The 22,451-nt window shown below is 42.3% G+C and carries 26 protein-coding genes, 1 tRNA gene, 1 riboswitch and 1 other annotated feature; of the genes, 23 read left to right on the top strand and 4 right to left on the bottom strand.

The genetic code is table 11. The features are described from left to right. Window positions 1-64 precede the first annotated feature (64 nt). The 21 genes from acsE (at window position 65) to GH808_RS03170 (ending at window position 17,306) form a co-directional block, all read left to right on the top strand. A complete protein-coding gene (acsE, locus tag GH808_RS03270) occupies window positions 65-850 on the top strand; it encodes a carbon monoxide dehydrogenase/acetyl-CoA synthase methytransferase subunit (protein ID WP_186841362.1) in 786 nt (261 codons plus the stop codon). 421 nt (window positions 851-1,271) lie between these two features. Beyond that, window positions 1,272-3,170, top strand: a complete 1,899-nt coding sequence (gene cooS / locus GH808_RS03265; RefSeq protein WP_186841361.1) for an anaerobic carbon-monoxide dehydrogenase catalytic subunit — start codon at window positions 1,272-1,274, stop codon at window positions 3,168-3,170. A gap of 28 nt (window positions 3,171-3,198) precedes the next feature. After that, window positions 3,199-3,984: an ATP-binding protein gene (locus GH808_RS03260; protein ID WP_186841360.1), complete on the top strand. Its 786-nt coding sequence runs from the start codon at window positions 3,199-3,201 to the stop codon at window positions 3,982-3,984. A gap of 55 nt (window positions 3,985-4,039) precedes the next feature. Then, window positions 4,040-6,208, top strand: a complete 2,169-nt coding sequence (acsB, locus tag GH808_RS03255) for an acetyl-CoA decarbonylase/synthase complex subunit alpha/beta (protein ID WP_186841456.1) — start codon at window positions 4,040-4,042, stop codon at window positions 6,206-6,208. A gap of 168 nt (window positions 6,209-6,376) precedes the next feature. Beyond that, complete coding sequence (locus tag GH808_RS03250; RefSeq protein WP_186841359.1) at window positions 6,377-6,946, top strand: DUF8180 domain-containing protein; 570 nt, start codon at window positions 6,377-6,379, stop codon at window positions 6,944-6,946. 175 nt (window positions 6,947-7,121) lie between these two features. Next, window positions 7,122-9,257 carry an acetyl-CoA decarbonylase/synthase complex subunit alpha/beta gene (gene acsB / locus GH808_RS03245; protein WP_186841358.1) on the top strand — a complete coding sequence of 712 codons (2,136 nt, stop codon included), beginning with the start codon at window positions 7,122-7,124 and terminating at the stop codon, window positions 9,255-9,257. A 115-nt stretch (window positions 9,258-9,372) separates the two neighbouring features. Continuing rightward, complete coding sequence (locus tag GH808_RS03240; RefSeq protein ID WP_186841357.1) at window positions 9,373-9,570, top strand: CooT family nickel-binding protein; 198 nt, start codon at window positions 9,373-9,375, stop codon at window positions 9,568-9,570. A 3-nt stretch (window positions 9,571-9,573) separates the two neighbouring features. Next, window positions 9,574-9,996 (top strand): DUF3842 family protein, encoded by a 423-nt coding sequence (locus tag GH808_RS03235; protein ID WP_186841356.1) that lies wholly within the window; start codon window positions 9,574-9,576, stop codon window positions 9,994-9,996. Next, window positions 9,997-10,221, top strand: coding sequence for a DUF8180 domain-containing protein (locus GH808_RS03230; RefSeq protein WP_186841355.1), 225 nt, complete (start codon window positions 9,997-9,999; stop codon window positions 10,219-10,221). A gap of 175 nt (window positions 10,222-10,396) precedes the next feature. Next, a tRNA-Arg gene (locus GH808_RS03225) sits at window positions 10,397-10,473 on the top strand. A 163-nt stretch (window positions 10,474-10,636) separates the two neighbouring features. Then, window positions 10,637-10,822, top strand: coding sequence for a hypothetical protein (locus tag GH808_RS03220; protein WP_186841354.1), 186 nt, complete (start codon window positions 10,637-10,639; stop codon window positions 10,820-10,822). A 34-nt stretch (window positions 10,823-10,856) separates the two neighbouring features. Continuing rightward, window positions 10,857-11,354: a GNAT family N-acetyltransferase gene (locus GH808_RS03215; protein WP_207722244.1), complete on the top strand. Its 498-nt coding sequence runs from the start codon at window positions 10,857-10,859 to the stop codon at window positions 11,352-11,354. A 234-nt stretch (window positions 11,355-11,588) separates the two neighbouring features. Next, the gene (rpmG, locus tag GH808_RS03210; protein ID WP_186841353.1) at window positions 11,589-11,738 is read left to right on the top strand and encodes a 50S ribosomal protein L33; all 150 of its coding nucleotides are present in this window, start codon (window positions 11,589-11,591) and stop codon (window positions 11,736-11,738) included. Between the two features lie 18 nt (window positions 11,739-11,756). Next, window positions 11,757-12,137 carry a preprotein translocase subunit SecE gene (gene secE / locus GH808_RS03205; protein ID WP_186841352.1) on the top strand — a complete coding sequence of 127 codons (381 nt, stop codon included), beginning with the start codon at window positions 11,757-11,759 and terminating at the stop codon, window positions 12,135-12,137. A 13-nt stretch (window positions 12,138-12,150) separates the two neighbouring features. Then, on the top strand, window positions 12,151-12,705 hold the full coding sequence (gene nusG, locus GH808_RS03200) for a transcription termination/antitermination protein NusG (RefSeq protein ID WP_186841351.1): 555 nt from the start codon (window positions 12,151-12,153) through the stop codon (window positions 12,703-12,705). Window positions 12,706-12,775: 70 nt separating this feature from the next. Continuing rightward, window positions 12,776-13,201 carry a 50S ribosomal protein L11 gene (gene rplK, locus GH808_RS03195; protein ID WP_186841350.1) on the top strand — a complete coding sequence of 142 codons (426 nt, stop codon included), beginning with the start codon at window positions 12,776-12,778 and terminating at the stop codon, window positions 13,199-13,201. 61 nt (window positions 13,202-13,262) lie between these two features. Beyond that, window positions 13,263-13,952 (top strand): 50S ribosomal protein L1, encoded by a 690-nt coding sequence (rplA, locus tag GH808_RS03190; protein ID WP_186841349.1) that lies wholly within the window; start codon window positions 13,263-13,265, stop codon window positions 13,950-13,952. 72 nt (window positions 13,953-14,024) lie between these two features. Continuing rightward, window positions 14,025-14,143, top strand: a sequence feature (ribosomal protein L10 leader region). Between the two features lie 24 nt (window positions 14,144-14,167). Then, on the top strand, window positions 14,168-14,689 hold the full coding sequence (gene rplJ, locus GH808_RS03185; protein ID WP_186841348.1) for a 50S ribosomal protein L10: 522 nt from the start codon (window positions 14,168-14,170) through the stop codon (window positions 14,687-14,689). A gap of 53 nt (window positions 14,690-14,742) precedes the next feature. After that, on the top strand, window positions 14,743-15,126 hold the full coding sequence (gene rplL / locus GH808_RS03180) for a 50S ribosomal protein L7/L12 (protein WP_186841347.1): 384 nt from the start codon (window positions 14,743-14,745) through the stop codon (window positions 15,124-15,126). 129 nt (window positions 15,127-15,255) lie between these two features. Then, a complete protein-coding gene (gene proS, locus GH808_RS03175; RefSeq protein ID WP_186841346.1) occupies window positions 15,256-16,707 on the top strand; it encodes a proline--tRNA ligase in 1,452 nt (483 codons plus the stop codon). 20 nt (window positions 16,708-16,727) lie between these two features. Further along, a complete protein-coding gene (locus GH808_RS03170) occupies window positions 16,728-17,306 on the top strand; it encodes a hypothetical protein (RefSeq protein ID WP_186841345.1) in 579 nt (192 codons plus the stop codon). 203 nt (window positions 17,307-17,509) lie between these two features. On the opposite strand, the gene folK is transcribed toward GH808_RS03170, so the two are convergent. The 4 genes from folK to folE form a co-directional block, all read right to left on the bottom strand. Next, window positions 17,510-18,328 (bottom strand): 2-amino-4-hydroxy-6-hydroxymethyldihydropteridine diphosphokinase, encoded by an 819-nt coding sequence (gene folK, locus GH808_RS03165; RefSeq protein ID WP_186841344.1) that lies wholly within the window; start codon window positions 18,326-18,328, stop codon window positions 17,510-17,512. Beyond that, window positions 18,310-19,137, bottom strand: coding sequence for a dihydropteroate synthase (gene folP, locus GH808_RS03160; RefSeq protein WP_186841343.1), 828 nt, complete (start codon window positions 19,135-19,137; stop codon window positions 18,310-18,312). The genes folK and folP overlap by 19 nt, the downstream gene beginning before the upstream one ends. A gap of 114 nt (window positions 19,138-19,251) precedes the next feature. After that, window positions 19,252-19,734 carry an HD domain-containing protein gene (locus GH808_RS03155; protein ID WP_186841342.1) on the bottom strand — a complete coding sequence of 161 codons (483 nt, stop codon included), beginning with the start codon at window positions 19,732-19,734 and terminating at the stop codon, window positions 19,252-19,254. A 10-nt stretch (window positions 19,735-19,744) separates the two neighbouring features. Beyond that, window positions 19,745-20,302, bottom strand: a complete 558-nt coding sequence (gene folE, locus GH808_RS03150) for a GTP cyclohydrolase I FolE (protein WP_311135747.1) — start codon at window positions 20,300-20,302, stop codon at window positions 19,745-19,747. A gap of 140 nt (window positions 20,303-20,442) precedes the next feature. Then, a riboswitch (THF riboswitch) is annotated at window positions 20,443-20,535 on the bottom strand. Between the two features lie 326 nt (window positions 20,536-20,861). Between folE and GH808_RS03145 the strand changes: the two genes are divergently transcribed. Beyond that, on the top strand, window positions 20,862-21,149 hold the full coding sequence (locus GH808_RS03145) for a MoaD-like domain-containing protein (RefSeq protein WP_186841340.1): 288 nt from the start codon (window positions 20,862-20,864) through the stop codon (window positions 21,147-21,149). Then, window positions 21,149-22,447 (top strand): hypothetical protein, encoded by a 1,299-nt coding sequence (locus GH808_RS03140; protein WP_243166087.1) that lies wholly within the window; start codon window positions 21,149-21,151, stop codon window positions 22,445-22,447. The genes GH808_RS03145 and GH808_RS03140 overlap by 1 nt, the downstream gene beginning before the upstream one ends. The last annotated feature ends 4 nt before the right edge of the window (window positions 22,448-22,451 follow it).

Raw genomic sequence — 22,451 nt, 5'->3', positions numbered from 1 at the left:
AAATCCGTGTCCGGGATTTTCCCGGACACCTATTAATAATTTTTTATTCTGAAAGGGGAACAATATGTCAAAATTCATGGTAATTGGTGAAAGAATTCACTGTATTTCTCCAGCTATGCGACAAGCTTTTGCAGACAGAAATCCTGATCCTATTCTTCTTAGAGCAAAGGAACAGTTAGATGCTGGCGCAGACTACTTAGACTTAAATATCGGACCAGCCGAAAGAGATGGCGAAGAATTAATGCAATGGGGTGTAAAATTACTCCAGGAAAACTTCAACAACGTTCCTTTGGCTCTTGATACAGCAAACATGAAAGCAATTGAAGCTGGTATCAAAGTTTATAACCGTGAAAAAGGAAAACCAATCGTAAACTCTGCTGATGCAGGCGATCGAATTGGATACCTTGACTTAGCAGCAGCTAACGATGCTATGTGTATCGCACTATGTTCAAAAGAAGGCGTTCCTGCAAACAATGACGAACGTATGGAATACTGCCAGGAATTACTGGAACGTGGTATGGAACATGGTATGGAACCAACAGATATATTATTTGACCCATTATTCCTGGTAATCAAAGGAATGCAGGACAAACAATGTGATGTTCTTGAAGCAATCCAAATGATCACAGACATGGGATTATTGACAACAGGTGGATTAAGCAACGTTTCCAACGGCGCACCAAAACACATCCGACCATTATTGGATTGTGCTATGCTGGCTATGGCTATGCAATGCGGATTCAGTTCTGCAATCGTTAATCCTTGTGACAAACGATTAATGGAAACCATCACAGCATGCGATATTATCAAAAATAATATCCTTTATGCAGATTCAGTATTAGAATTCTAAGATACCTTTATAAATAAAAAAAGGTATTTAAAATACTCGAAAAGATCTTGTTAAAGATTCCCTGCTCGAGCTTTTAGATACCTTTTTAAAAAAAAGAAAACAGGTATTTGAAGATACTCAAAAAAGCCCCCTTGTTCTGTTACTTGTAGTCGCACGAAGTAACGGGATCAATTCAGGAGCTAAAACTATGTATAATGTATCACTGACTTATTTTTTGTACTAAGATGATTTGACAATGGCAGTAAAAAGTATCAGTTACTCACATTGTATAATTTTTAACAATCATATGTTATCACTTGACTAAATTGTATAACATTTAACAATGTTTGTAAAGCATATTTTTGATAAAATTGTAAATATATTTTTTGTACGAAAAAAAAGCAGCGGTATAAATTATAAAATTTAGAGAGGTAGTAAAAATATGAGCAATGAATATTTGAAATTTGATCAGATGGCTGAAGCCCTACTTGAGAAAGCTCAAAGAGATGGCGCAGAAACAATGTGGGATCGTAGAGCCGCACAGAAAACACAATGTGGTTTTGGTGAAGCAGGAGTATGTTGTAGAATTTGTGCAATGGGACCTTGCCGTGTAAGCCCAGTTCCTGGAAAAGGCGCTGAAAGAGGTATCTGTGGTGCTAGTGCAGATACAATCGTGGCCAGAAACTTTGCCAGAATGTGTGCCGGCGGAACATCTGCCCATTCCGACCATGCCCGTGATATCGTCCATGCAATGCATGCTTCAAAAGCTGAAGGACCTTTCAAAATCAGAGACGAAGCTAAATTAAGAAGAATCGCTGCTGAATGGGGAATCGAAGCTGCTGACACCAAAGAAACCTATGCGTTGGCTCATGAATTGGCCAACATGGCACTTGAAGAATTTGGTAAACCTTTCGGAACACAACGTTTCTTACAGAGATCACAAAAAGATCGTTTAAATATTTGGGAAAGAGAAAATATTGCACCGAGAGCGATTGATATGGAAGTAACCACATTAATGCACTCAACTCATATCGGTTGTGCTTCTGACTATGAAAGCATCTTCAGACGCGGCATGAGAACAAGTATGTCAGATGGTTGGGGCGGATCCATGATCGGAACCGAATTCTCTGATATTATGTATGGAACACCGACAGCAAAACCTTCTTCGTCAAACCTTGGTGTTATCGATAAAGACCAGGTCAATATCCTGATCCACGGCCATGATCCAAATCTTGCAGAAATGGTTGTTCTGGCTGCTGAAAACCCAGAAATGATTGAACTGGCCAAAGCAAAAGGTGCTAAAGGCATCAACATCGTTGGTATGTGCTGTACAGGTAATGAAATGACCATGAGACATGGTATCAAAATTGCCGGTAACTTCTACCAACAGGAACTGTGCATCATTACTGGTGCAATTGAAGCAGCTGTCGTCGATGTTCAGTGTATCTTCCCGGCACTTCCTGCATTAGCTAAAAAATACCATACCCGTTTCATCAGTACTTCTGAAAAAGCAAAGATTTCTGGCGATCTGTACATTCAATTCTCGGAAGCAACCGGTCTTGAAAATGCTAACGAAATCGTAAAAATTGCTGTTGAAAACTTTGTCAACAGAGATGCTTCAAAAGTTGAAATCCCTGATGTTAAATGCGATACAATGGTCGGCTATTCAGTAGAAGCCATCATCGATCATCTGGATAAAGTTGTTAATACCAATACAACCGATAAAACAGGAACCGTTAAACCATTAACCGATGTTATCTATGCTGGCGTTATTCGTGGCGCTGCCGGCGTTGTTGGTTGTAACAACCCGAAACAGGTACATGATTTGGCTCACGTTACTGTTATGAAAGAACTGATCAAACGCGACGTCATCTGTGTTACTACTGGCTGTGCCGCTCAGGCTGCTGCAAAAGCTGGCTTGTTACAGTTAGAAGCGAAAGAAATGTGCGGACGTGGTCTGAAAGAAGTTTGCGAACGTGTCAACATTCCACCAGTTCTTCATATGGGATCCTGTGTTGATATCAGCCGTATCCTTGATTTGGTTAACTTATGTGCACTTGAAAAAGATGTTGATACAGCTTTATTGCCAGTCGTTGGTATCGCACCAGAATGGATGTCAGAAAAAGCTGTATCAATCGCTAACTACGTTGTCGGTTCTGGTATTAATACTTACCTTGGCGTTATTCCACAAGTTTTGGGTTCACCAAACTTCACAAAATTATTGACAGAAGATTGTCAGGAATTCATTGGCGCTCATTTTGTATTTGAAAAAGATCCAATCGTCATGGTTGACAAAATCATGGAAGATTTAGAAGCGAAACGTACTGCTTTAGGAATCTAATTACTAAAAGATAGACAGGTGATAAAAAATGAAAATAGCATTAACAGGAAAAGGCGGTGTTGGGAAAACAACCATCGCAGCCAGTTTAAGCCGATATTTTGCCGACGAAGGATATAATGTACTGACAGTTGATGCTGATCCCGATGCTAATCTTGGCCTTGCCCTCGGCATGAGCGAAGAGATGATTGATACGATCGTACCGATTTCAGAAATGAAGGATCTTTGTGAAGAGCGAACAGCGGCCGATACCGGTTCTTTTGGTTCAATGTTTAGAATGAATCCGGAAGTTGCTGATATACCGGAACGCTATGCCAAAGAGTACAATGGCGTTAAGCTTTTAACCATGGGGACAGTTGACACAGGGGGATCCGGTTGTGTCTGTCCGGAACATGTTTTGTTAAAAACACTGATGAACCATCTGGTACTCTATCAAAAAGACGTCGTTGTAATGGATATGGAAGCGGGAATCGAGCATTTGGGCAGAGGAACTGCCGGCGCAGTCGATGCATTCATCGTTGTCGTTGAACCGGGAGTCCGCAGCATTCAGACCTTTCATAAAGTTAAATCGATGGCGATGGATATTGGTGTCAAACAAGTTTATGTTATTGGAAACAAAATCCGGAATGACGGAGATATCGCCTTTCTTAAAGAGAAAATCGGAGTAGAAAACATCATTGGTTTTTTAAATTACCGTGATGCCATTTCCGAATCTGATCGAAACAATAAATCACCCTATGACGACCCTGTTATGAAAGCAGACATTGCCGTTCTTGGCAAAAGAATTCAGGAAATCGTTCAGGAAAAAAAGAAGTAGAGTCAAAAATCTAATGTTAATTGAACCAATTTAAGGAGGAAAAAGTCATATGAATATGAATCTTTTAGATATTATTTACGACGGTCAGGCCCAATATCTTCAACGTGCTGAAGAAATGGTTGCTAAGGTCGTTGCTGAAAAGGGCAAAGAAACACCCGTTAAATTTCCAGGTACTGCTTACGCATTACCCTGCATCTATGCCATCACCGGCAAAAAAATCACCAATGTAGGTGAATTGGAAGATGCCTTGGCACTGGCAAAAGAATTCATTCATCCAGCCAAGAATTTACAAGCTGGTTTGGATGCTGGTACCGCTTCTGCAATGCTTGCAGAAATTATCGAAGCAGTTAAATTTGTATACGATCCAGTTCCATACAAAGGTCGTGATGCAGAAGATTTAAATACTGCTGATGTTCGTACATTAGGTCACTTGCCAGATGCTGAAGTTCGTTCTTTCGGTGTTGCGCTGGTTACTCAGGATATTCCTGGTGTTGCTGTTCTTATCGGTGAAGCTCCAGATGCTGAAACACTGGCAAATGTTGTTAAAGATTACCAGCAAAAAGGTTTGTTGACCTTCATGGTTGGTAAAGTAATTGATCAGGCAATTGAACAAAATATCAAAATGGGTGTCGACCTTCGAGTTATTCCTCTGGGATATGAAATCGAATCAGTCATCCATGTTGTATCGGTAGCTATTCGTGCCAGCTTGATCTTCGGTGCTACAGCTCCTGGCGATTTCCTTGCTCACAGAACTTATACAAAAGACCGTGTTAAAGCATTCGTTAACGTATTTGGCGGATGGGACAACAAAATCATCGCTGCTGGTGCTGCTGCCATCGAATTAGGCTTCCCGGCAACTGTTGATAAATACATCAACGAAGTACCAACATTATTATTATATCAACCAGATTACGAAAAAGTTGTTGCTACTTCTTTAGAAGCTCGCGGCATCAAAATCAAAGTTACCGAAATCAATTGTCCGGTATCTGTATCGTCAGCATTTGAAGGTGAACGTGTTCGTAAAGATACCATGTTTGCTGAATTCGGCGGTAACAGAACACCAGCTTGGGAACTTGTAACAAGCGTTGATTTAGCAGATATTGAAGATCACAAGATCACCGTTGTTGGACCAGATATCGACGATGCTATGTTCGAAGAAGGAAAAACGGTTCGTTTACCTTTAGGCGTACTTGTTGAAGTTGCTGGTAAAGATATGCAGGCAGATTTTGAAACGGTTCTTGAAAGACGTATTCACTACTTCTTGAACTATATTGAAGGTGCAATGCATGTTGGACAAAGAAACAGCTCTTGGATTCGTTTAACAAAAGAAGCATTTGGAAAAGGTTTCCGTTTGAACCATATCGGTGAAGTACTGTATGCAAAAATGAGAGACGATTTTGACAAAGTTGTTGATAAATGTCAGGTTACCATCTATACAAAACAAGAAGATGTTGACAGACTTTATGCAGAACGGGCTAAACCAGTTTACGATAAACGTGATACTCGAATGGCTGCTTTGACAGATGATAGTGTAGAGGAATTCTATACGTGTTTATTATGTCAATCATTTGCTCCAAGCCATGTTTGTATCGTTACACCAGAACGTTTAGGTCTTTGCGGTGCGGTTTCCTGGTTGGATGCTAAAGCAACCAAACAATTGGATCCGACCGGACCAAACCAACCAGTTGTTAAAGGAACTGCAATTGACGAACGTCTGGGAATCTGGGAATCAGTAAATGAAGCTGTTGCTACCAACTCACAAGGTGCAGTTGAATCTGTAACACTTTACTCAATCCTTGAAGATCCAATGACATCCTGCGGTTGCTTCGAATGTATCTGTGGTATTATGCCAGAAGCAAACGGCGTTGTTATCGTAAACCGTGAACATGCCGAAACAACACCAGTTGGTATGACATTCGGTGAATTGGCTTCCATGACAGGTGGTGGGGTTCAGACTCCAGGCTTCATGGGTCATGGCCGACAATTACTCGGTTCCAAAAAATTCATGTCTGCTGAAGGCGGCCTGGAAAGAATCGTCTGGATGCCAAAAGCATTAAAAGATGATGTTGCAGAACGTATGAATAAAGCAGTTAAAGAAATGACTGGCATTGAAAACTTCGCAGACATGGTTTGTGATGAAACAATTGCGGTTGAATCAGAAGCAGTATTAGCTTTCTTAGAAGAAAAAGGACATCCAGCTTTAGCTATGGATCCAATTATGTAATTAAATTTTAACAAGTGTTAAAATAAAAAGCCTGAAGGCAGAGCACATTCGTGCTCTGCCTTTTTTTATAGGATTAACTTAACGTGAAAATGCAGATAGTGCGTATATTTTTCAAATTAAAAATGGTATAATTAAGGTTATAAAATAAAAAAAACAGGAGGAAATGAAATGTCAGAAGATAAAGAACAACACAGCCACGGCGAGCATCACGAACATGCCGCAGGCCATCCCCATGAAGGATGCGCCGGGCACGAACATAAACACGATCATGACCATGGAAGTGAAGAAGGTCATGAACATGCTCACGAACATAGTCACGAACATGAACATTCCCATAGTCATCCCCACAGCGATGACCATGAACATGGCCATGCTCACCCCCATGGGGAAGAACACGAGCATGAACACACCCATCAACATGCGCATCCCCACCCCCATACCCATGAACATCCCCATCCCCATGAACACGGCGAAGGACACAGCCACGACCATGGTGATGCACATGCCCACACGCATGAAACAAATCCGGAGGTTGGCGACAAGGATCTGGAAATCATCACGATTCTGCTGGATCATTGGGTCTCGCATAACCAGGACCATGCTGCCGAGTACAAAACCTGGGTTGATAAAATGAATAAACTGGGCAAAAACGAAGTGGCAAAAGCACTGAGCGAGGCCATTGAGCTTGTCGCAGAAGCGGACAAACATTTAATTGAAGCAAAAAAAAGCCTGATTTAATTGCGGCGCCGAAAATGCTGGATTTAGAACATAAATCCGGCATTTTTTATTTGATACTTGTATATACTTGTCTAATAGTATATAATATAACAAAAAAAGTCTCAATATGAGAAAATGATGTTATTAAGATGCCTGAAGGCACCAAAATTCTTTAGAAAAGGAAGAGTGAATTGTTATGAGTTTGACAGATCTAATTTATGCTGGTTCAAATGCGGTAGCAGGTTTAACTGAAGGGGCAGTAAAAGAGGCCATAGAAAAGTATGGCGAGGGTCATCCCGTGCTTTATCCGGACACCGCATATTGTTTGCCGATTATTTATGCAGCAACAGGAGTTAAAATCAAGACTTTAGGTGATTTGCCGGCCGCAGTTGGTATTTTAAAAAGCTTGATTACAAATAAAGAAGATTTAGGTGAAGCGTTAAATGCCGGCCTTGCAACAGCGGTTGGTGCTGAAATCATCGAAGCTCTCCGCTATCTGGATGGCGATCCTTATGCTCAGGATTCTGGGATTGGTTTTGTACCTGATCCGATCATTCGTTCGCTGGGCGTGCCACTGGTTACCGGCGATATTCCCGGAATTGCCGTTCTGTTAGGCGAAGCATCTGATCCCAAAGAGTTAGCTGCCATTGTCAAAGACTATCAGGAAAAAGGCTTGTTGACATTCATGGTGGGAAACATTATCGAACAAGCTGCTGGAGCAGGCGTTAAAATGGGGCTTGATTACCGTGTGATTCCATTAGGACACGAAGTAACATCAGTTATCCATGTTGTGTCTGTTGCTATTCGTGCCGCTCTAATTTTCGGTGGTATTGAACCCGGAAAATTACCAGAATTCCTTGCTTATACTAAAGAACGGGTACCGGCTTTTGTTAACACCTTCGGTCCCATCGATGAAGTGGTCGTATCGGTTGGTGCCGGTGCCATTGCCTTGGGCTTCCCGGTTATTGCCGATGTAGAAGTGCCTGAAGTGCCGGGCGCATTGCTGACACAGGCTGATCATGCCAAAACAGTTGAGACTTCGCTGGAAACACGCGGAATTAAAATAAAAGTGACAAAAATTGATGTGCCAGTATCAGTTTCTTCTGCTTTTGAAGGCGAACGCGTGCGTAAAGATACCATGTTTGCTGAATTCGGCGGCAACAAAACAGCAGCCTGGGAACTGGTAACCACTGGGGATCTGGCAACGATTGAAGACCATAAAATCACCGTTGTCGGACCCGATATCGATGATGCGATGTTTGATGGTGTCGATGTTGTTCGTTTGCCATTAGGCGTTCTCGTTGAGGTCGCCGGTAAAGAAATGCAGTCAGACTTTGAAACCGTTCTGGAGCGACGTATTCACTATTTCATGAACTATATTGAAGGGGCTATGCATGTCGGACAAAGAAATACGGCGTGGATCCGTTTGACCAAAGAAGCCTTTGAAAAAGGCTTCCGTCTGAAACATATCGGAGAAGTGCTGTATGCAAAAATGCGTGCCGATTTTGATACTGTTGTCGATAAATGTCAGGTTACCATCTATACCAAAAAAGAAGATGTTGACAAAATTTATGAAGAACGCGTTAAACCAATCTATGCTCAGCGTGATGATCGCATGAGCGCTTTGACAGATGAAAGTGTTGATGAATTCTACACCTGTTTATTATGTCAGTCATTTGCGCCAAGCCATGTCTGCATCGTTACCCCGGAACGTTTAGGCCTCTGCGGCGCGGTCTCCTGGCTGGATGCGAAAGCAACCAAACAATTGGATCCGACCGGACCAAATCAGCCGGTTGTAAAAGGACAAGCAGTTGACGAACGACTTGGCATCTGGACTTCAGTTAACGAAGCAGTTGCCACCAATTCCCAGGGTGCAGTTGAAAAAGTTACACTGTACTCAATCCTTGAAGATCCGATGACTTCCTGTGGCTGTTTCGAATGTATCTGTGGCATCATGCCGGAAGCAAACGGTGTTATTATCGTCAACCGTGAATTCCCGGATGCTTCACCAGTTGGGATGACCTTCGGAGAATTGGCTTCCATGACTGGTGGTGGGGTTCAGACTCCCGGCTTCATGGGTCATGGCCGTCAACTGATCGGTTCCAAAAAATTCATGTCAGCCGAAGGCGGTTTGGAAAGAATCGTCTGGATGCCGAAGGAATTAAAAGATGACGTGGCAGAACGATTGAATAAAGCCGTTAAAGAAATGACCGGTATTGAGAACTTCGCCGATATGGTTTGTGATGAAACAATCGCCATTGATTCGGAAGCGGTTCTGGCATTCCTGGAAGAAAAAGGGCATCCGGCACTGGCTATGGATCCCATTATGTAATACTTAATTTAAAAAGAAAATAACGGATAAAATAGAGAAGCAGTCGCCCCTTAACTTGTGTTAAGGGGCTTTCTGTGTTAAAATAATATCAGTTAGAAGAAAGGAGACTAAGAATATGTGTGAATCTTCAGCTTATATGGTTACTCCTGAAGGAGAAACAAAAATAATGGACTATGTTGTCGATATTGTTCCAAATGATGACGGCAGTTTAACCCTGTCAGATTTATTGGGCGGGACAAAGATTGTCGAGGGCAGACTCAAAGAAGTAAAATTGCTGGCCCATAAAATTATCATTGAAGGTAATGTGGTTTAATTTATGAATATCGTTGTGCTAGACGGTATGGGAGGCGGCATCGGATCGCGAATTGTTGGAATTTTAAAAGAAGAAATGCCATCATATATTGAAGTATATGGATTGGGCACGAACTCCCTGGCGACAGCCTCTATGTTAAAAAAAGGTGCCAATAAAGGCGCTACCGGAGAAAATGCGATTGCCGTGACGGTTGCGAAGGCGGATTTCATTGTCGGATCAATTGCCATGACCATTCCCAATTCCATGATGGGAGAGATTACGCCGAAGATGGTTGAAGCCGTTGGAAACAGTGAAGGAATAAAAATCTATATCCCGATTTTGCCGGAAAATCATCATATTGTGTCATTGGAACAAAAGCCACTAATGCTCCAGATTAGAGAAGCAGTTGACTTTATCAAAAAAGAACTGAACCTGGGAGATGAGTAAATGGATGATCAATTAAATATTCAAAAAGCCGAAGAAATTTTCGTCGTGCTTCTTGCTCATTGGATTAATCATACTGGCGATCATATCGATGGTTATCTGGAGTGGGCAGAAAAGCTCAAAGGCACATCAAAAGATGCGGTTTCCGAAGAACTGTTTCTGGCGATTGAAAAAATGCGGGATGTCCAGAAGAAAATGATGGAAACAAAAATTCTTTTCAGAAGTTAAATACATAAACCCATGCTTGAAAGCAGGACTTATTTGGTGCTGTCTTTTTTTCTTAAGAGAACAAAAAAGACAGGACCTTTTTTCTTTTTGATGCCGCCATTTCAGTAGCAGCTTTTATTCCTAAAAAAATGTTTTCAAAAATTTGATTTATTGGTATAATGTCTAAGAATCCTGTGCGCCCGTAGCTCAGGTGGATAGAGCAGTAGTTTCCTAAACTGCGTGCCGGAGGTTCGAATCCTCTCGGGTGCACCATCAAACAAAATAACGAGTCGTTTAAAAACGATTGATCCGGAGCAACCTCGCAAGTGGTTGCTTTTAATTTCGCGGTTTAAGACTTGCGATAAAAATCTTGAAAAATGAGATCGCAGGGTTTATACTGCTAAATGTTATAAAATGAAAGATAGGGGTTGGATGCGTGGAAAATTATAAAAAAGTATTAATTGTCTTCGGATGTCTGCTGCTGTTTGCACTGATTACGCCAATTATTCTGGCCTGGTTAAACATCATCCTTTCACCTTATATTTCAACAGTCGGCTTTATTGCCATCATTTTTATAGCCACCATCATTATTGCCTGGTACGGAAAAGTCGGCCGGAAATAGATGACCACCATCGAAATACGAGTAGGAGATTAAGTTGAAGATAAGACTAGTAGAAGAAAAAGATTACCAGCGGGTATTGGATATACTGAATGAAGCCATTGCCGCCAGAAAATTCACGGCGCAGTTATCGCTGGCGACGATGGAAATACGCAAACCCTGGTTTGTTCACCATTCCGGCAAACGGCATCCGATGTTTGTTGCGGAGCTGGATGGAAAAGTGGTGGGGTGGATTACACTGACCGAATTTCGGTCCGGACGTGAAGGATTCCGTTTTACCTCAGAAGTCAGCTATTACGTTGACAGCAGTGTTCAGGGAAAAGGAGTGGGATCAATGCTGATGGAACGCGCCATCGAAGCCGCCCGTGAAATAGGCTATCGCAATCTGGTCGCCGTTATTTTCGACAGCAATGTCGCCAGTCAGTCACTTGCCAAAAAATTCGGCTTTGAGCGATGGGGACATATCCCCGATGCGGTGGATATTGACGGAAAAAAATTTGGCTGCGACCACTGGGGATTAAAATTGCAGAAATGAGAATTCTTGCTTGATTATTCGGGATAATGCTGATATAATAGCACTGTTGTTCAAAAGGCTATGAGCCTTTTTTTATTGTGAAAATTTTAATGAGAATACGCGAGAATTATCGATGTTAGTCTTGACAAAAATAAGCTAAACGTGGTATTCTATGTTAGTGACTATGAAAATAGGGAGCGTGCGCCTGCGTGTTCCTGCGGGTGTTGATATATAAAGGATGTAGGAGGTGCTGGAATGAGAGTAAAAGTTACTTTAGCATGTACAGAATGCAAGCAGAGAAATTATGATACCATGAAAAACAAAAAGAATAACCCTGATCGTTTAGAAGTGGAAAAATATTGCAGATTTTGCAAGAAGCATACACCACATAAAGAAACGAAATAATGGATAAAGAGGTATATCATGGCAACAAGTAAGAAAACGAAGAATGCCAGTAGTACACAAGAAAAAAAGGATAACACCCAGCAACAGGCGAAAAAAACCGAAGATAAGGCTGCTAACCTGGTAAAAGAGGATAAAAAGACGCCTCAGTCAACGGCGAAAAATGAGAAAAAATCGAAAAAGAAGTCAAGCGAAAAAGGAAATAAACCAAATATTTTTAAAAGAATGGTGGACTTTTTTAAAGGTGTTCACCACGAATTAAAAAAAGTTACCTGGTTAACAAAAGATGAGTTACTGCAGCGCACCGGCATAGTAGCAGGGGTTGTGGCAATCTTCACTTTTCTCGTTTGGGTTGTTGATTCAGGATTAGGTGGACTTGCCGCGTTATTAATGAACAAATAGGTAAGGGAGAACCATGGATAGTAATCAACACGATCAAAACGATCAACAAGATCAGGCTCAATGGTATGTCGCACATACTTATTCTGGCTATGAGAACAAAGTAAAAGCCAGCATTGAAGCCACTGTGGAAAACAGAAATATGGAGGATTTGATCCTTGAGGTTCAAGTTCCTGTACAGGAAATAGTGGAAAGCAAAAACGGCAAACGCGTCGTGAAAGAAAAGAAATTATTTCCTGGTTATGTTATGATCAAAATGTTCATGACAGATGATTCATGGTATGTAGTCCGAAATACCCGTGGTGTCACCGGGTTTGTTGGTCCGGCATCGAAACCTGTACCGTTGTCCAAAGGTGAATTAAAAAGCATGGGCATTCGTCAGCAGCGTGTTGAAATCAGCATGCAGGTTGGAGAAGAGGTTAAGGTTACTGAAGGACCGCTGGAAGGTTTCACTGGGATTATTGAAGAAGTGCATCCAGAAAAATCAAAAGTTAAGGTCAATGTTTCCATGTTTGGCAGGGAAACCCTTGCTGAGCTGGGATTTGAACAAATAGAAAAAATAAACACTTAAGGAAAAACTATTCTTCATGCTAACTCCATTTGGAGAAAAAATACTAAATTGAAATGAAGGAGGTGTTAATATGGCAAAGAAAGTAATGGGATTAATAAAATTACAAATACCTGCCGGTAAAGCAACACCAGCACCACCAGTTGGACCTGCATTAGGTCAACATGGGGTTAATATTATGGGATTCTGTAAAGAATTCAATGCAAAAACTGCAAATGAAGCAGGAATGATTATTCCTGTCGTTATTACTGTTTATCAGGATCGTTCGTTCTCATTCATTACGAAAACTCCACCAGCAGCTGTTCTGTTAAAGAAAAGCGCAGGAATCGAGTCAGGATCTGGCGTACCTAACAAAACAAAGGTAGCTAAGGTTACAAGTGAACAAATCAGAGAAATCGCAACATTAAAAATGCCTGATTTAAACGCAGCATCAGTCGAATCAGCAATGAGAATGATTGCTGGAACAGCCCGTAGCATGGGTATCACAATCGAAGAATAATTTTAGAAGGTAGAAACACCTTAAGTGGGAGGGAAACCGCTATTACCACAAGGAGGCAAAGATGAATAAAGGAAAAAAATATCAAGACTTGGTAAAAAGCTATGATAAGCAAGAACTGTTCGATATCGATGCAGTGATTCCGCAAGTAAAGAAACTTGCAACAGCAAAGTTTGATGAAACAATTGAAATGCATATAAGACTGGGTGTAGATTCACGTCATGCAGATCAACAGGTTCGTGGAGCTGTCGTTCTTCCACATGGTACAGGAAAATCAGTTAAAGTTCTTGTTATCGCCAAAGGTGATAAATTGAAAGAAGCTGAAGAAGCCGGTGCAGATTTCTTTGGTGAAGACGACATGATCGATAAAATTCAAAAAGAAAACTGGTTTGATTTTGACATCATGATTGCTACCCCAGATATGATGGGTAAAGTTGGTCGTTTGGGTCGCGTTTTGGGACCTAAAGGATTAATGCCGAACCCTAAGTCCGGTACGGTAACCATGGACGTTGCCAAAGCTGTCGCCGATACAAAAGCTGGTAAAGTTGAGTATCGTTTAGATAAAACCAATATTATCCATGTTATCATCGGGAAGGCTTCTTTCTCTGAAGAGCAATTGAAAGAAAACATGATGGTTATATTGGATGCTATTAAAAAAGCAAAACCAGCTGCTTCCAAAGGTCAATATTTCAAAAGTGTTACCTTGGCAAGCACGATGAGTCCTGGCGTAAAAGTCAACCCAGGAAAAATTTAAGGGTTCATTATTTTAATAATACCCTGAATCGACTTGACATAGAAAATGACTAATGATACAATAGCGTCGTTGTCAAAGAATATCATTCATCCATAGACAGTAGGTGTTCCATAAATCCTACCGAGGCTGAAGAGAAATAGCTTATAACAAAGCTCTCTTCACACTGTGGAGTGAGCTTTTTTGATACGATTTTTTAAAGGAGGTGCAAAAAATACATGCCAAAGATTGAAAAAAAACAAGTTGTTGTACAGGAAATTGCAGATAAATTTCGCAGCGCACAAACAGCCGTAATCGTTGATTATCGTGGGTTGAATGTTGAAGAAGTGACTGAACTGCGTGCTAAAGCACGAGCAGCAGGCATTGACTACAAAGTTTACAAAAACTCAATGATGCGGTTTGCAGCCAAAGAAACTGGTTTCGAAGGCCTTCTTGATGTTTTGGTTGGTCCAACTGCTGTTGCATTCTGTGATTCAGATCCAGTAGCGCCAGCAAAATTGTTAAGCGAATTTGCAAAAACACATAAAGCTTTAGAAATTAAAGCCGGTATGGTTGATGGTAAGGTTTTAGACGTTCAAGGCGTCCAGGATCTAGCTGAATTACCACCACGAGAAGTATTGGCTGCCAAGGTTCTTGGTGGCTTAAACGCACCAATTTCAGGTTTTGTCAACGTTTTAAACGGAAACTTACGTGGATTGGTTGTCGCTTTAAATGCGATTGCAGAACAGAAACAAGCCTAGTTCAATAGGTAAAAATTAAAATTTTAGAAAGAATATTTGGAGGTATCATAAAAATGGCAAGTGAAAAAGTAACACAATTAATTGAAGACGTAAAAGGTTTAACTGTATTAGAATTATCTGAATTAGTAAAAGCTTTAGAAGAAGAATTCGGCGTTAGCGCTGCTGCTCCTATGGCTGTAGCTGCTGCTCCAGCTGCTGGTGGTGCACCTGCAGAAGCTGAAGAAAAAACTGAATTTGATGTTGTTTTAACAGCTGCTGGAGATCAGAAAATCAAAGTTATCAAAGTTGTTCGTGAATTAACTGGTTTAGGCTTAAAAGAAGCAAAAGCTGTTGTTGACGAAGCTCCAAAGCCAATCAAAGAAGGCGCTACTAAAGAAGAAGCTGCAGAAATCAAAGCTAAAATTGAAGAAGTAGGCGGAAGCGTAGAAGTAAAATAATTACTCTATATCCTATACAAAAAATCACTTGCTTGCGCAGGTGATTTTTTTGTTTATCCAACAGCAGGTTGCGAGACGTAACCGCGACTTTGATTTACAGACTCAGATCTGGGAAAGAAGAACGAAAAAATGGGAAAAAAACAGTCGAATCAAGTTAAAGAAATCACACCCATGGAGGTGGATTTTCCCCAATGGTATACGGATGTCATATCCAAAACGGAACTGGTTGATTACGCGCCGGTAAAAGGTTTTATGGTGATCCGTCCTTATGGTTATGCAATTTGGGAATTAATCCAGAAAGCATACGACAAGCGTTTCAAGGAAACCGGTCATGAAAATATGTATTTTCCGCTTTTGATACCGGAAAGCCTCTTGAAAAAAGAAGCGGAACACGTGGAAGGCTTCGCACCTGAGGTAGCCTGGGTAACACATGGCGGCGATAAGGAGCTGGGAGAGCGTTTGTGCGTCCGTCCGACTTCAGAGACGATTATCTGCAGTATGTACTCTAAATGGCTTAATTCCTACCGGCAGTTGCCATTCTTATATAATCAGTGGTGCAATGTTGTGCGCTGGGAAAAAACGACACGACCGTTCCTGCGAACATCGGAATTTCTATGGCAGGAAGGCCATACGCTACATGAGACACCGGAGGAAGCGCAGGCTGAAACCATGCAGATGCTGGGGATTTACCGGGAAATTGCCGAAAACTATATGGCCATGCCAATGGTGGTCGGTCAAAAAAGCGAAAAAGAAAAATTCGCAGGTGCCGATGCGACCTATACCATGGAAGCGTTGATGCATGACGGACAGGCGCTGCAGTCAGGAACATCCCATAACCTCGGACAGCATTTCACCAAAGCATTTGATATCACTTATCTTGACCGGAATAATGAGCAGGCGTATCCATACCACACCTCCTGGGGAGTATCAACCCGGTTAATTGGCGGTATCATAATGGTTCACGGGGATGACAATGGCCTGGTTCTGCCACCGATGATTGCCCCAATTCAGGTTGTCGTCATTCCGGTCGCGCAGCATAAGGAAGGCGTTCTTGATAAAGCCTGGGAAATCGGCAAGACACTTGAGAAAGATTTCCGGGTAAAAGTCGATGATCTGGACGGCTATTCACCAGGTTGGAAATTCAATCAATGGGAAATGAAGGGCGTACCAATCCGACTGGAAATTGGACCGCGTGATATCGAAAATGGCCAATGTGTGCTTGCACGTCGCGATACCGGCGAAAAAGTTCAAGTCAGTCTGGACAATCTTACCCAGACAGTCGATGCTTTATTAAAAGAAATCCAGAAAAATTTATATGACAAAGCACTGAAAATGCGGGAAGAAAAAACATCGACAGCTGAAAACATGGATGAATTCAAAACAAGGCTGAAAGAAAATCCCGGTTTCATCAAAGGCATGTGGTGTGGCGAGCGCAGCTGTGAAGACAAAATCAAGGAAGATACCGGCGCATCGATCCGTTGTATTCCTTTTGATGATGAACAGGAAGTTCTATATGAAGGCAAATGCATCTGCTGCGGCAAGCCGGCGAAAAAGATGGCTTATTTCGCTCGTGCATACTAAATTTGGGAATGCGTGAACGCGTGAGCAGCATTGAACTGACTAACCTTGGATTTGTATTAAATGAAACTGAATTTTATGAACGCATCCGCATGGAGAGAGGAACGCGGCGAGCGATGCCGATTGAACGGATTCTGGATGCCGCCAGAAACATTCCCAAACCGAAAGCGATGTATTGTGTTTCCGAGGCGAAAATCATTAATGAATCACAGTTTACACTCGATGGTGTTTCATTTATCAGTAAAGCGTGTGTTGAGAAGATAACAAATTGTCAGTATGTCTTTCCTAATATTGTCACAGCAGGGGTAGAGATCGAGAATTACTGTTTAACCAGGGAAAACATCCTTGAACAATATATCATCATGGAACTGTGCAATTTTTCATGCCAGTATGCCAAAGATGCAATGATCAGGGATATCAAGAAACGTTTTGGATTAGAATTGAAAGACTGTATTTACCCTGGGGAAGAAGGATTCCTGCTCGATTCCGGGAAGAGAATATTTGATCTATTTGATGATGTTAAAGATAAAATTGGCGTTACTGTTTCGGAGCTGGGCCTGCCAACTCCGCATCAGACCGCCTATGCGATTTGTTTTGCTTAAATAAAAAAAGAGGTTCATTCAGAGCCTCTCAGGTTGTCGCTAAACCCGTACCGACCAATTGTTAATCAGTTGTTTGCTTGCAATTCGTACAGGCTATCGCCTGTTCGCCTTGATGCAAACAACACGATATAACAATTGTCGGTACTGCGCTAGTACTTTGTCAACAGTCTAAGAGACTCACGAGAGTCTCTTTTTTTAGTGCGTTAGGCTTTTTTAAGTTGTTCCCAAATATCAATCATGCGCTGATTGAAAACGGGGTGAACATAATAGGGGGCGATTTCTGCCATCGATTCCATGACAAAGGACCGCTCGTGAACTCGCGGATGCGGCAGCAGCACGTGGGGATCATTGCTGATCAGACGATCATAAAACAACACATCCAGATCGATGGTTCGCGGTCCCCAGTGAATGGTTCGTTCCCGCTTTAATTCCAGCTCGATCGCCAGCAGCCGGGTCATCAGCTCAGTCGGCGGCAAAAAAGTTTTGATTTTCAAAACGCAGTTCAGGAATGGGTCCTGATCGGTATAGCCCCAGGGTTCGGTTTCAATGACCGTGGATTGCACCAGAACCTGAATTCCATCGGTGCTTTTGATTGCTGCAGCAGCAGCTTCCAGATTCTGGGATCGATCACCCATGTTGGTGCCCAGACCGATAAAAGCTTCATGCCAGCTGCGATTGATTTCGATGGCGACGGTATCGAGTGATTTCAGGATCGGAGCCCATGGCTTTTTGATCATGATGCTGACCTGCGATACCATCGCATAATTGTTTAAAACATAGGTGGCAAGCATTTCACCGGCTGTTTCGATAAGATCGTAGCTTTCTTTTTTGAATTCAAGCTCCAGAGCCTGGCACAATTCACCGTAATGAACGGATTTTGACAAATCGCCGGTGATGGCAGCTTCCCGCATATCCAGGGTCAGGGTAACCGAGATAAGGAATTTCTGCCCCAGTTTTTTTTCTTCAGGAAAAACGCCGTGATAGGCAAAAACCTCGAGATCTTTTATATAGAGCTTGTCCATATTTTTCCTTTCACAATGCCTGCTGTCATTTGGGCGGCACGTTTGTTTTCTTTGATATCATGCACCCGAATAATGGAAGCACCTTTGATAATTCCGATGACGGTGGTCGCGACGGTGCCTTCCACCCGTTCGGTTACCGGCAGATCGAGGGTCTGACCAATAAAGCCTTTTCGTGATGTCCCGAGCAAAATCGGGTAACCCAGAGCTTGCAGCGATTCCATCCGGTTCATGGTTTCCATATTCTGATTGTAGTCTTTGGCAAAACCGATGCCGGGATCAAGAATGATCGCATCCGCAGCGATACCGGCTTTCAGGGCGATGACAATGGACTGCTCCAGATCGCGGTTGATATCGGCCAGCAGGTTTGTGTAATTCTGGTTATCCCGATTGTGCATCAGAACACAGGGCACCTTGTATTTTGCGGTGACCTCGGCAAGATAGGGGTCATACTTGAATCCCCAGATGTCGTTGATGAGATCGGCACCGGCTTTAAGGGCGGCTTCGCCAACCTTGCCTTTGTAGGTATCAACGGAAATTGGGACGTCAAAGCGCTGGTGAATGGCTTCAATGGCCGGCAGAATCCGCTCGATTTCTTCTTCCTCACTGATCATGGTATAGCCGGGACGGGTGGATTCACCGCCCAGATCAACGATGTCCGCGCCTTCGCTGATCATTTTCTCGACATGTCTGAGACTGGTGTCCAGGGAATTGTGGGTGCCGCCGTCAGAAAATGAATCCGGTGTGACATTGAGAATCCCCATGATGTAAACTTCATTTTTCAAATCAAAATTTTTATTTCCTATTTGCATTTTAACTCCTTTGTTGCGCGTTTCCGGTTTACGAGTGAATGTCCGCTGTTGCCGGATATCAATGGTATTCAGCAACAGCGGACATTCGAAGCGGTTATTTGCAGTATTCTTTTTCTAGTAACTTATTTCAAGGTTCTTTTTTTGCTTTGACCAGTCACATTCTTTTTCCGCCGGGCAGGCAAAACATTCCCGCGAAATTTTATCACTCTCGTAAAAAATTCGGCTGAAACCCTGCGCCGTCGGATTCCGGTGATTAAGGATGGCCGCCAGAATCGTGCTTTTTTCGGCTTCAGAATAATCGAGTGTGTCGAGCAATGGAATAGCCAAGGCATGGGAGGCAATTTCGTGCGGCGTTTTGTTTTCATACTGAACAAAACGACCGATATCATGCAGCAGTGCCGTTGTATAAATCAGATCCCGAGAAATGCGAAGCTCAGATTCCGTTACCTTAATTGTGGCAATTCGGGCTACTGCTAAAAAATGGGACACATTGTGTCGGCAGAACTTCCGCTGCGCTTCACAGCGTCTTATTTTCTCTAAATAGGTCTGATAGCTGTTATTGTGCAAGAGCTGGTTGGTGTTTCTTAAATGATCCATTAACCGGTTCCTACTTTATACTTAAAAGTTTATGCACTTCATCTTTCAATTCTTTATTATTGGTAAAAATACCTGCCTGCATGGCCGTGACGGTTCTGGTTCCCGGACGCTTGACACCACGCATGTTCATGCAGAGATGTTCCGCTTCAATGATAACCATGACACCGCGGGCATGAAGATAGTCCATAATGGCTTCACCAATATCGGTTGTTAAGCCTTCCTGAAGCTGCGGTTTTTTTGCGCATACATCAACCGTTCGAACAAGTTTTGAAAGACCGGCAACCCGTCCGTTGGGGATATAGGCAATATGAACCTTGCCGTAAAATGGCAAGAGGTGATGTTCGCACATGGAATAGAAGGGAATGTCCCGTTCGATAACGATATCATCGGATTTGACAGCAAAAGTTTTTGACAGATGAACTTCCGGTGTTTCATGCAGTCCAGAAAAAATCTCTGCATACATCCGGCCAACCCGGGCCGGGGTTTCAATCAGTCCTTCACGGGTCGGATCTTCTCCGATGGCTTCCAAAATCATCACGACAGCTTCTTGAATTTTTTTTTGATCAATCATTTTTCTCCTATCGCCAAACCAATTATGAGTTGATTCGGAATGGTTTTTACTAAAACCAAATAAAAAAAGCATTACTTAAATAAAACAAAATGTTTTAAGCAATGCTCCCGCAACCCTTAATTTGGCAGCTTAAGGGGACCAGCGGAAGCAACAAGATATCGCAATGAGTTCATTTCGTTTAAAGGCAACTTCCCATCCTCTAACACTTTACGCATCTTATCTACTCTGTAATATTTAATTGAGTGTATTTTAACATGCAGCCTTTAGATATTCAAGAGTAATATTAAGTATTCGAAAAAACGCATGAATGGATAACGATGCCAATTTGCCGTCAAAAAAACAGCAATTCAAAAAAATGAACACCGATTGGGTGTAAAGTGAAAAAATTTCACCCCTAAATCAGTGAGAGGATGATAATAAATGTAATCGAACATCACTAATTTTATCGGTAGTGACGAAGCAGCAAAATACAATGCGCGCAATTCATAATTTCATAGTTTAATTAAGAACCCTGTGTTAAAATGATAAGACAAAACAGGCAAAAAAGGATGAGGCGATGAGCTGTTCTGAAATAGAAGCAAGTGATAAATATACAGTTAAAAAGTTGGAAATGCGTGGGATTCCAAGAAGTGAGTTTGAACGCTATCTTAAGAAAACGGCAGAAAAAGTGATCAAGGACACATATTATGGCGATGGCTGGCAGGTAACCTTGTCCGATCAGCGACAGGAAGACTTTGGCTCTTTTTCAATTGTGGTCGTGGAGGTAACGATAACAGCAGAAAAGCATCAATTCGAAAGTTTTCTGCGGACCTTTCGAATAAATTTTTTGCGAGGAGGCGGCTGATGATGGAAGAAAAAAACCACCGGAATAAATTTTATTCGCTGGATAATGCCGGATTTTTGTATACGTCCATTGCTTCTTCACGGATGTCGACCGTGTATCGGATGACGGTTGGTTTAGCTGAAGCGGTGGATAAAGCGGCGCTCCAGCAAGCGCTGGAGCAGATCATCCATCGGTTCCCCTATTTCCAGGTGACACTGAAGCGGGGCCTTTTCTGGTATTATTACGAACACACAGAGGTGATTCCGCAAGTGGAGGAAGAAGCTTATTATCCGTGCAAAACCATGCGACAGCGACAGGGCAAGACCCTGCCATTTCGGGTACTCTATTATAAATCTTACATTCATGTTGAGTTCAATCACAGCCTTTGTGATGGCGGCGGCGGGCTGGTATTTTTCCAGACACTGCTGGTTGAGTATTTTAAGGTGAAAAAGGGAATCGTGCCAAAAGATTTGGGAAATGCGATGGATATCCATTCTGATGTTGATCCCAAAGAATTTGAAGATTCTTTCAAAGTGTATCACAAAGAAAAAGTGCCGCCGCCTCCCGGTGACAGAAAAGTTTACCATTTTCCCTTTGAGCTGCTTGATAAAGGGGAGTACCTTCTGCTCACCGGAATTGTACCGGTAGCGCCGCTTCTTGCGCTTGCAAAACAAAACAAATGCTCCCTGACCCAGTATCTTCTGGCGCTATATATGGAAAGCATTCAGGAATATATCCAGGGTCTGCCGATGAGTGAAAAAAAGAAACGCCATCAGCGCATTGCGATCAACGTGCCGGTTGATTTAAGAAAAATGTTTCCTTCCATCACGATGCGAAACTTCTTCATCAGTCTGAATCCGGAAATCGATTTGGCGTTGGGGTATTACACCCGGGAAGAAATCATCGAACAGATAAAAAGCTACATGGGCCTTTATATGAATCCAAAATACATCAATCGCTATATTTCCAGAAATGTGCGAAACGAGCAGTTCATTTTTTTAAGAATAATTCCGCTCTGGGTAAAGAAGCTGTTAATGCCGATTATTTATAATCGCTATGGCGAGCGGGGATACACCAGCGGTCTTTCAAATCTTGGCGTGATCACCGTACCCGAGGAAATCAAGCCCTTTGTTAAAAGTATTCAAGTATTTCCGGCGCCCAGTGCGGAGAGTCGGCTTAAACTGGTGACGGTGAGTTATGACGGCAAGCTTTCACTTTCATTTGGAAAAACCTCCGGCGTGACGGTGATTGAAAAAATATTTTTCAGAAAAATCAGACAGCTGGGGATTCCCGTAAAAATAGAAACGAACAAGAGGTGAGAAA

Source organism: Acetobacterium fimetarium, assembly GCF_014284475.1.
Lineage (GTDB): Bacteria > Bacillota > Clostridia > Eubacteriales > Eubacteriaceae > Acetobacterium > Acetobacterium fimetarium.
Note: the sequence above shows the minus strand (reverse complement) of the source record. Positions and strands in the feature narration are given on the sequence as shown.

Coding starts and splice junctions, on each gene's coding strand:
- acsE (WP_186841362.1), top strand. CDS start 65: ATGTCAAAATTCATGGTAATTGGTGAAAGAATTCACTGTATTTCTCCA.
- cooS (WP_186841361.1), top strand. CDS start 1,272: ATGAGCAATGAATATTTGAAATTTGATCAGATGGCTGAAGCCCTACTT.
- GH808_RS03260 (WP_186841360.1), top strand. CDS start 3,199: ATGAAAATAGCATTAACAGGAAAAGGCGGTGTTGGGAAAACAACCATC.
- acsB (WP_186841456.1), top strand. CDS start 4,040: ATGAATCTTTTAGATATTATTTACGACGGTCAGGCCCAATATCTTCAA.
- GH808_RS03250 (WP_186841359.1), top strand. CDS start 6,377: ATGTCAGAAGATAAAGAACAACACAGCCACGGCGAGCATCACGAACAT.
- acsB (WP_186841358.1), top strand. CDS start 7,122: ATGAGTTTGACAGATCTAATTTATGCTGGTTCAAATGCGGTAGCAGGT.
- GH808_RS03240 (WP_186841357.1), top strand. CDS start 9,373: ATGTGTGAATCTTCAGCTTATATGGTTACTCCTGAAGGAGAAACAAAA.
- GH808_RS03235 (WP_186841356.1), top strand. CDS start 9,574: ATGAATATCGTTGTGCTAGACGGTATGGGAGGCGGCATCGGATCGCGA.
- GH808_RS03230 (WP_186841355.1), top strand. CDS start 9,997: ATGGATGATCAATTAAATATTCAAAAAGCCGAAGAAATTTTCGTCGTG.
- rpmG (WP_186841353.1), top strand. CDS start 11,589: ATGAGAGTAAAAGTTACTTTAGCATGTACAGAATGCAAGCAGAGAAAT.
- secE (WP_186841352.1), top strand. CDS start 11,757: ATGGCAACAAGTAAGAAAACGAAGAATGCCAGTAGTACACAAGAAAAA.
- nusG (WP_186841351.1), top strand. CDS start 12,151: ATGGATAGTAATCAACACGATCAAAACGATCAACAAGATCAGGCTCAA.
- rplK (WP_186841350.1), top strand. CDS start 12,776: ATGGCAAAGAAAGTAATGGGATTAATAAAATTACAAATACCTGCCGGT.
- rplA (WP_186841349.1), top strand. CDS start 13,263: ATGAATAAAGGAAAAAAATATCAAGACTTGGTAAAAAGCTATGATAAG.
- rplJ (WP_186841348.1), top strand. CDS start 14,168: ATGCCAAAGATTGAAAAAAAACAAGTTGTTGTACAGGAAATTGCAGAT.
- rplL (WP_186841347.1), top strand. CDS start 14,743: ATGGCAAGTGAAAAAGTAACACAATTAATTGAAGACGTAAAAGGTTTA.
- proS (WP_186841346.1), top strand. CDS start 15,256: ATGGGAAAAAAACAGTCGAATCAAGTTAAAGAAATCACACCCATGGAG.
- folK (WP_186841344.1), bottom strand. CDS start 18,328: ATGGACAAGCTCTATATAAAAGATCTCGAGGTTTTTGCCTATCACGGC.
- folP (WP_186841343.1), bottom strand. CDS start 19,137: ATGCAAATAGGAAATAAAAATTTTGATTTGAAAAATGAAGTTTACATC.
- GH808_RS03155 (WP_186841342.1), bottom strand. CDS start 19,734: ATGGATCATTTAAGAAACACCAACCAGCTCTTGCACAATAACAGCTAT.
- GH808_RS03145 (WP_186841340.1), top strand. CDS start 20,862: ATGAGCTGTTCTGAAATAGAAGCAAGTGATAAATATACAGTTAAAAAG.
- GH808_RS03140 (WP_243166087.1), top strand. CDS start 21,149: ATGATGGAAGAAAAAAACCACCGGAATAAATTTTATTCGCTGGATAAT.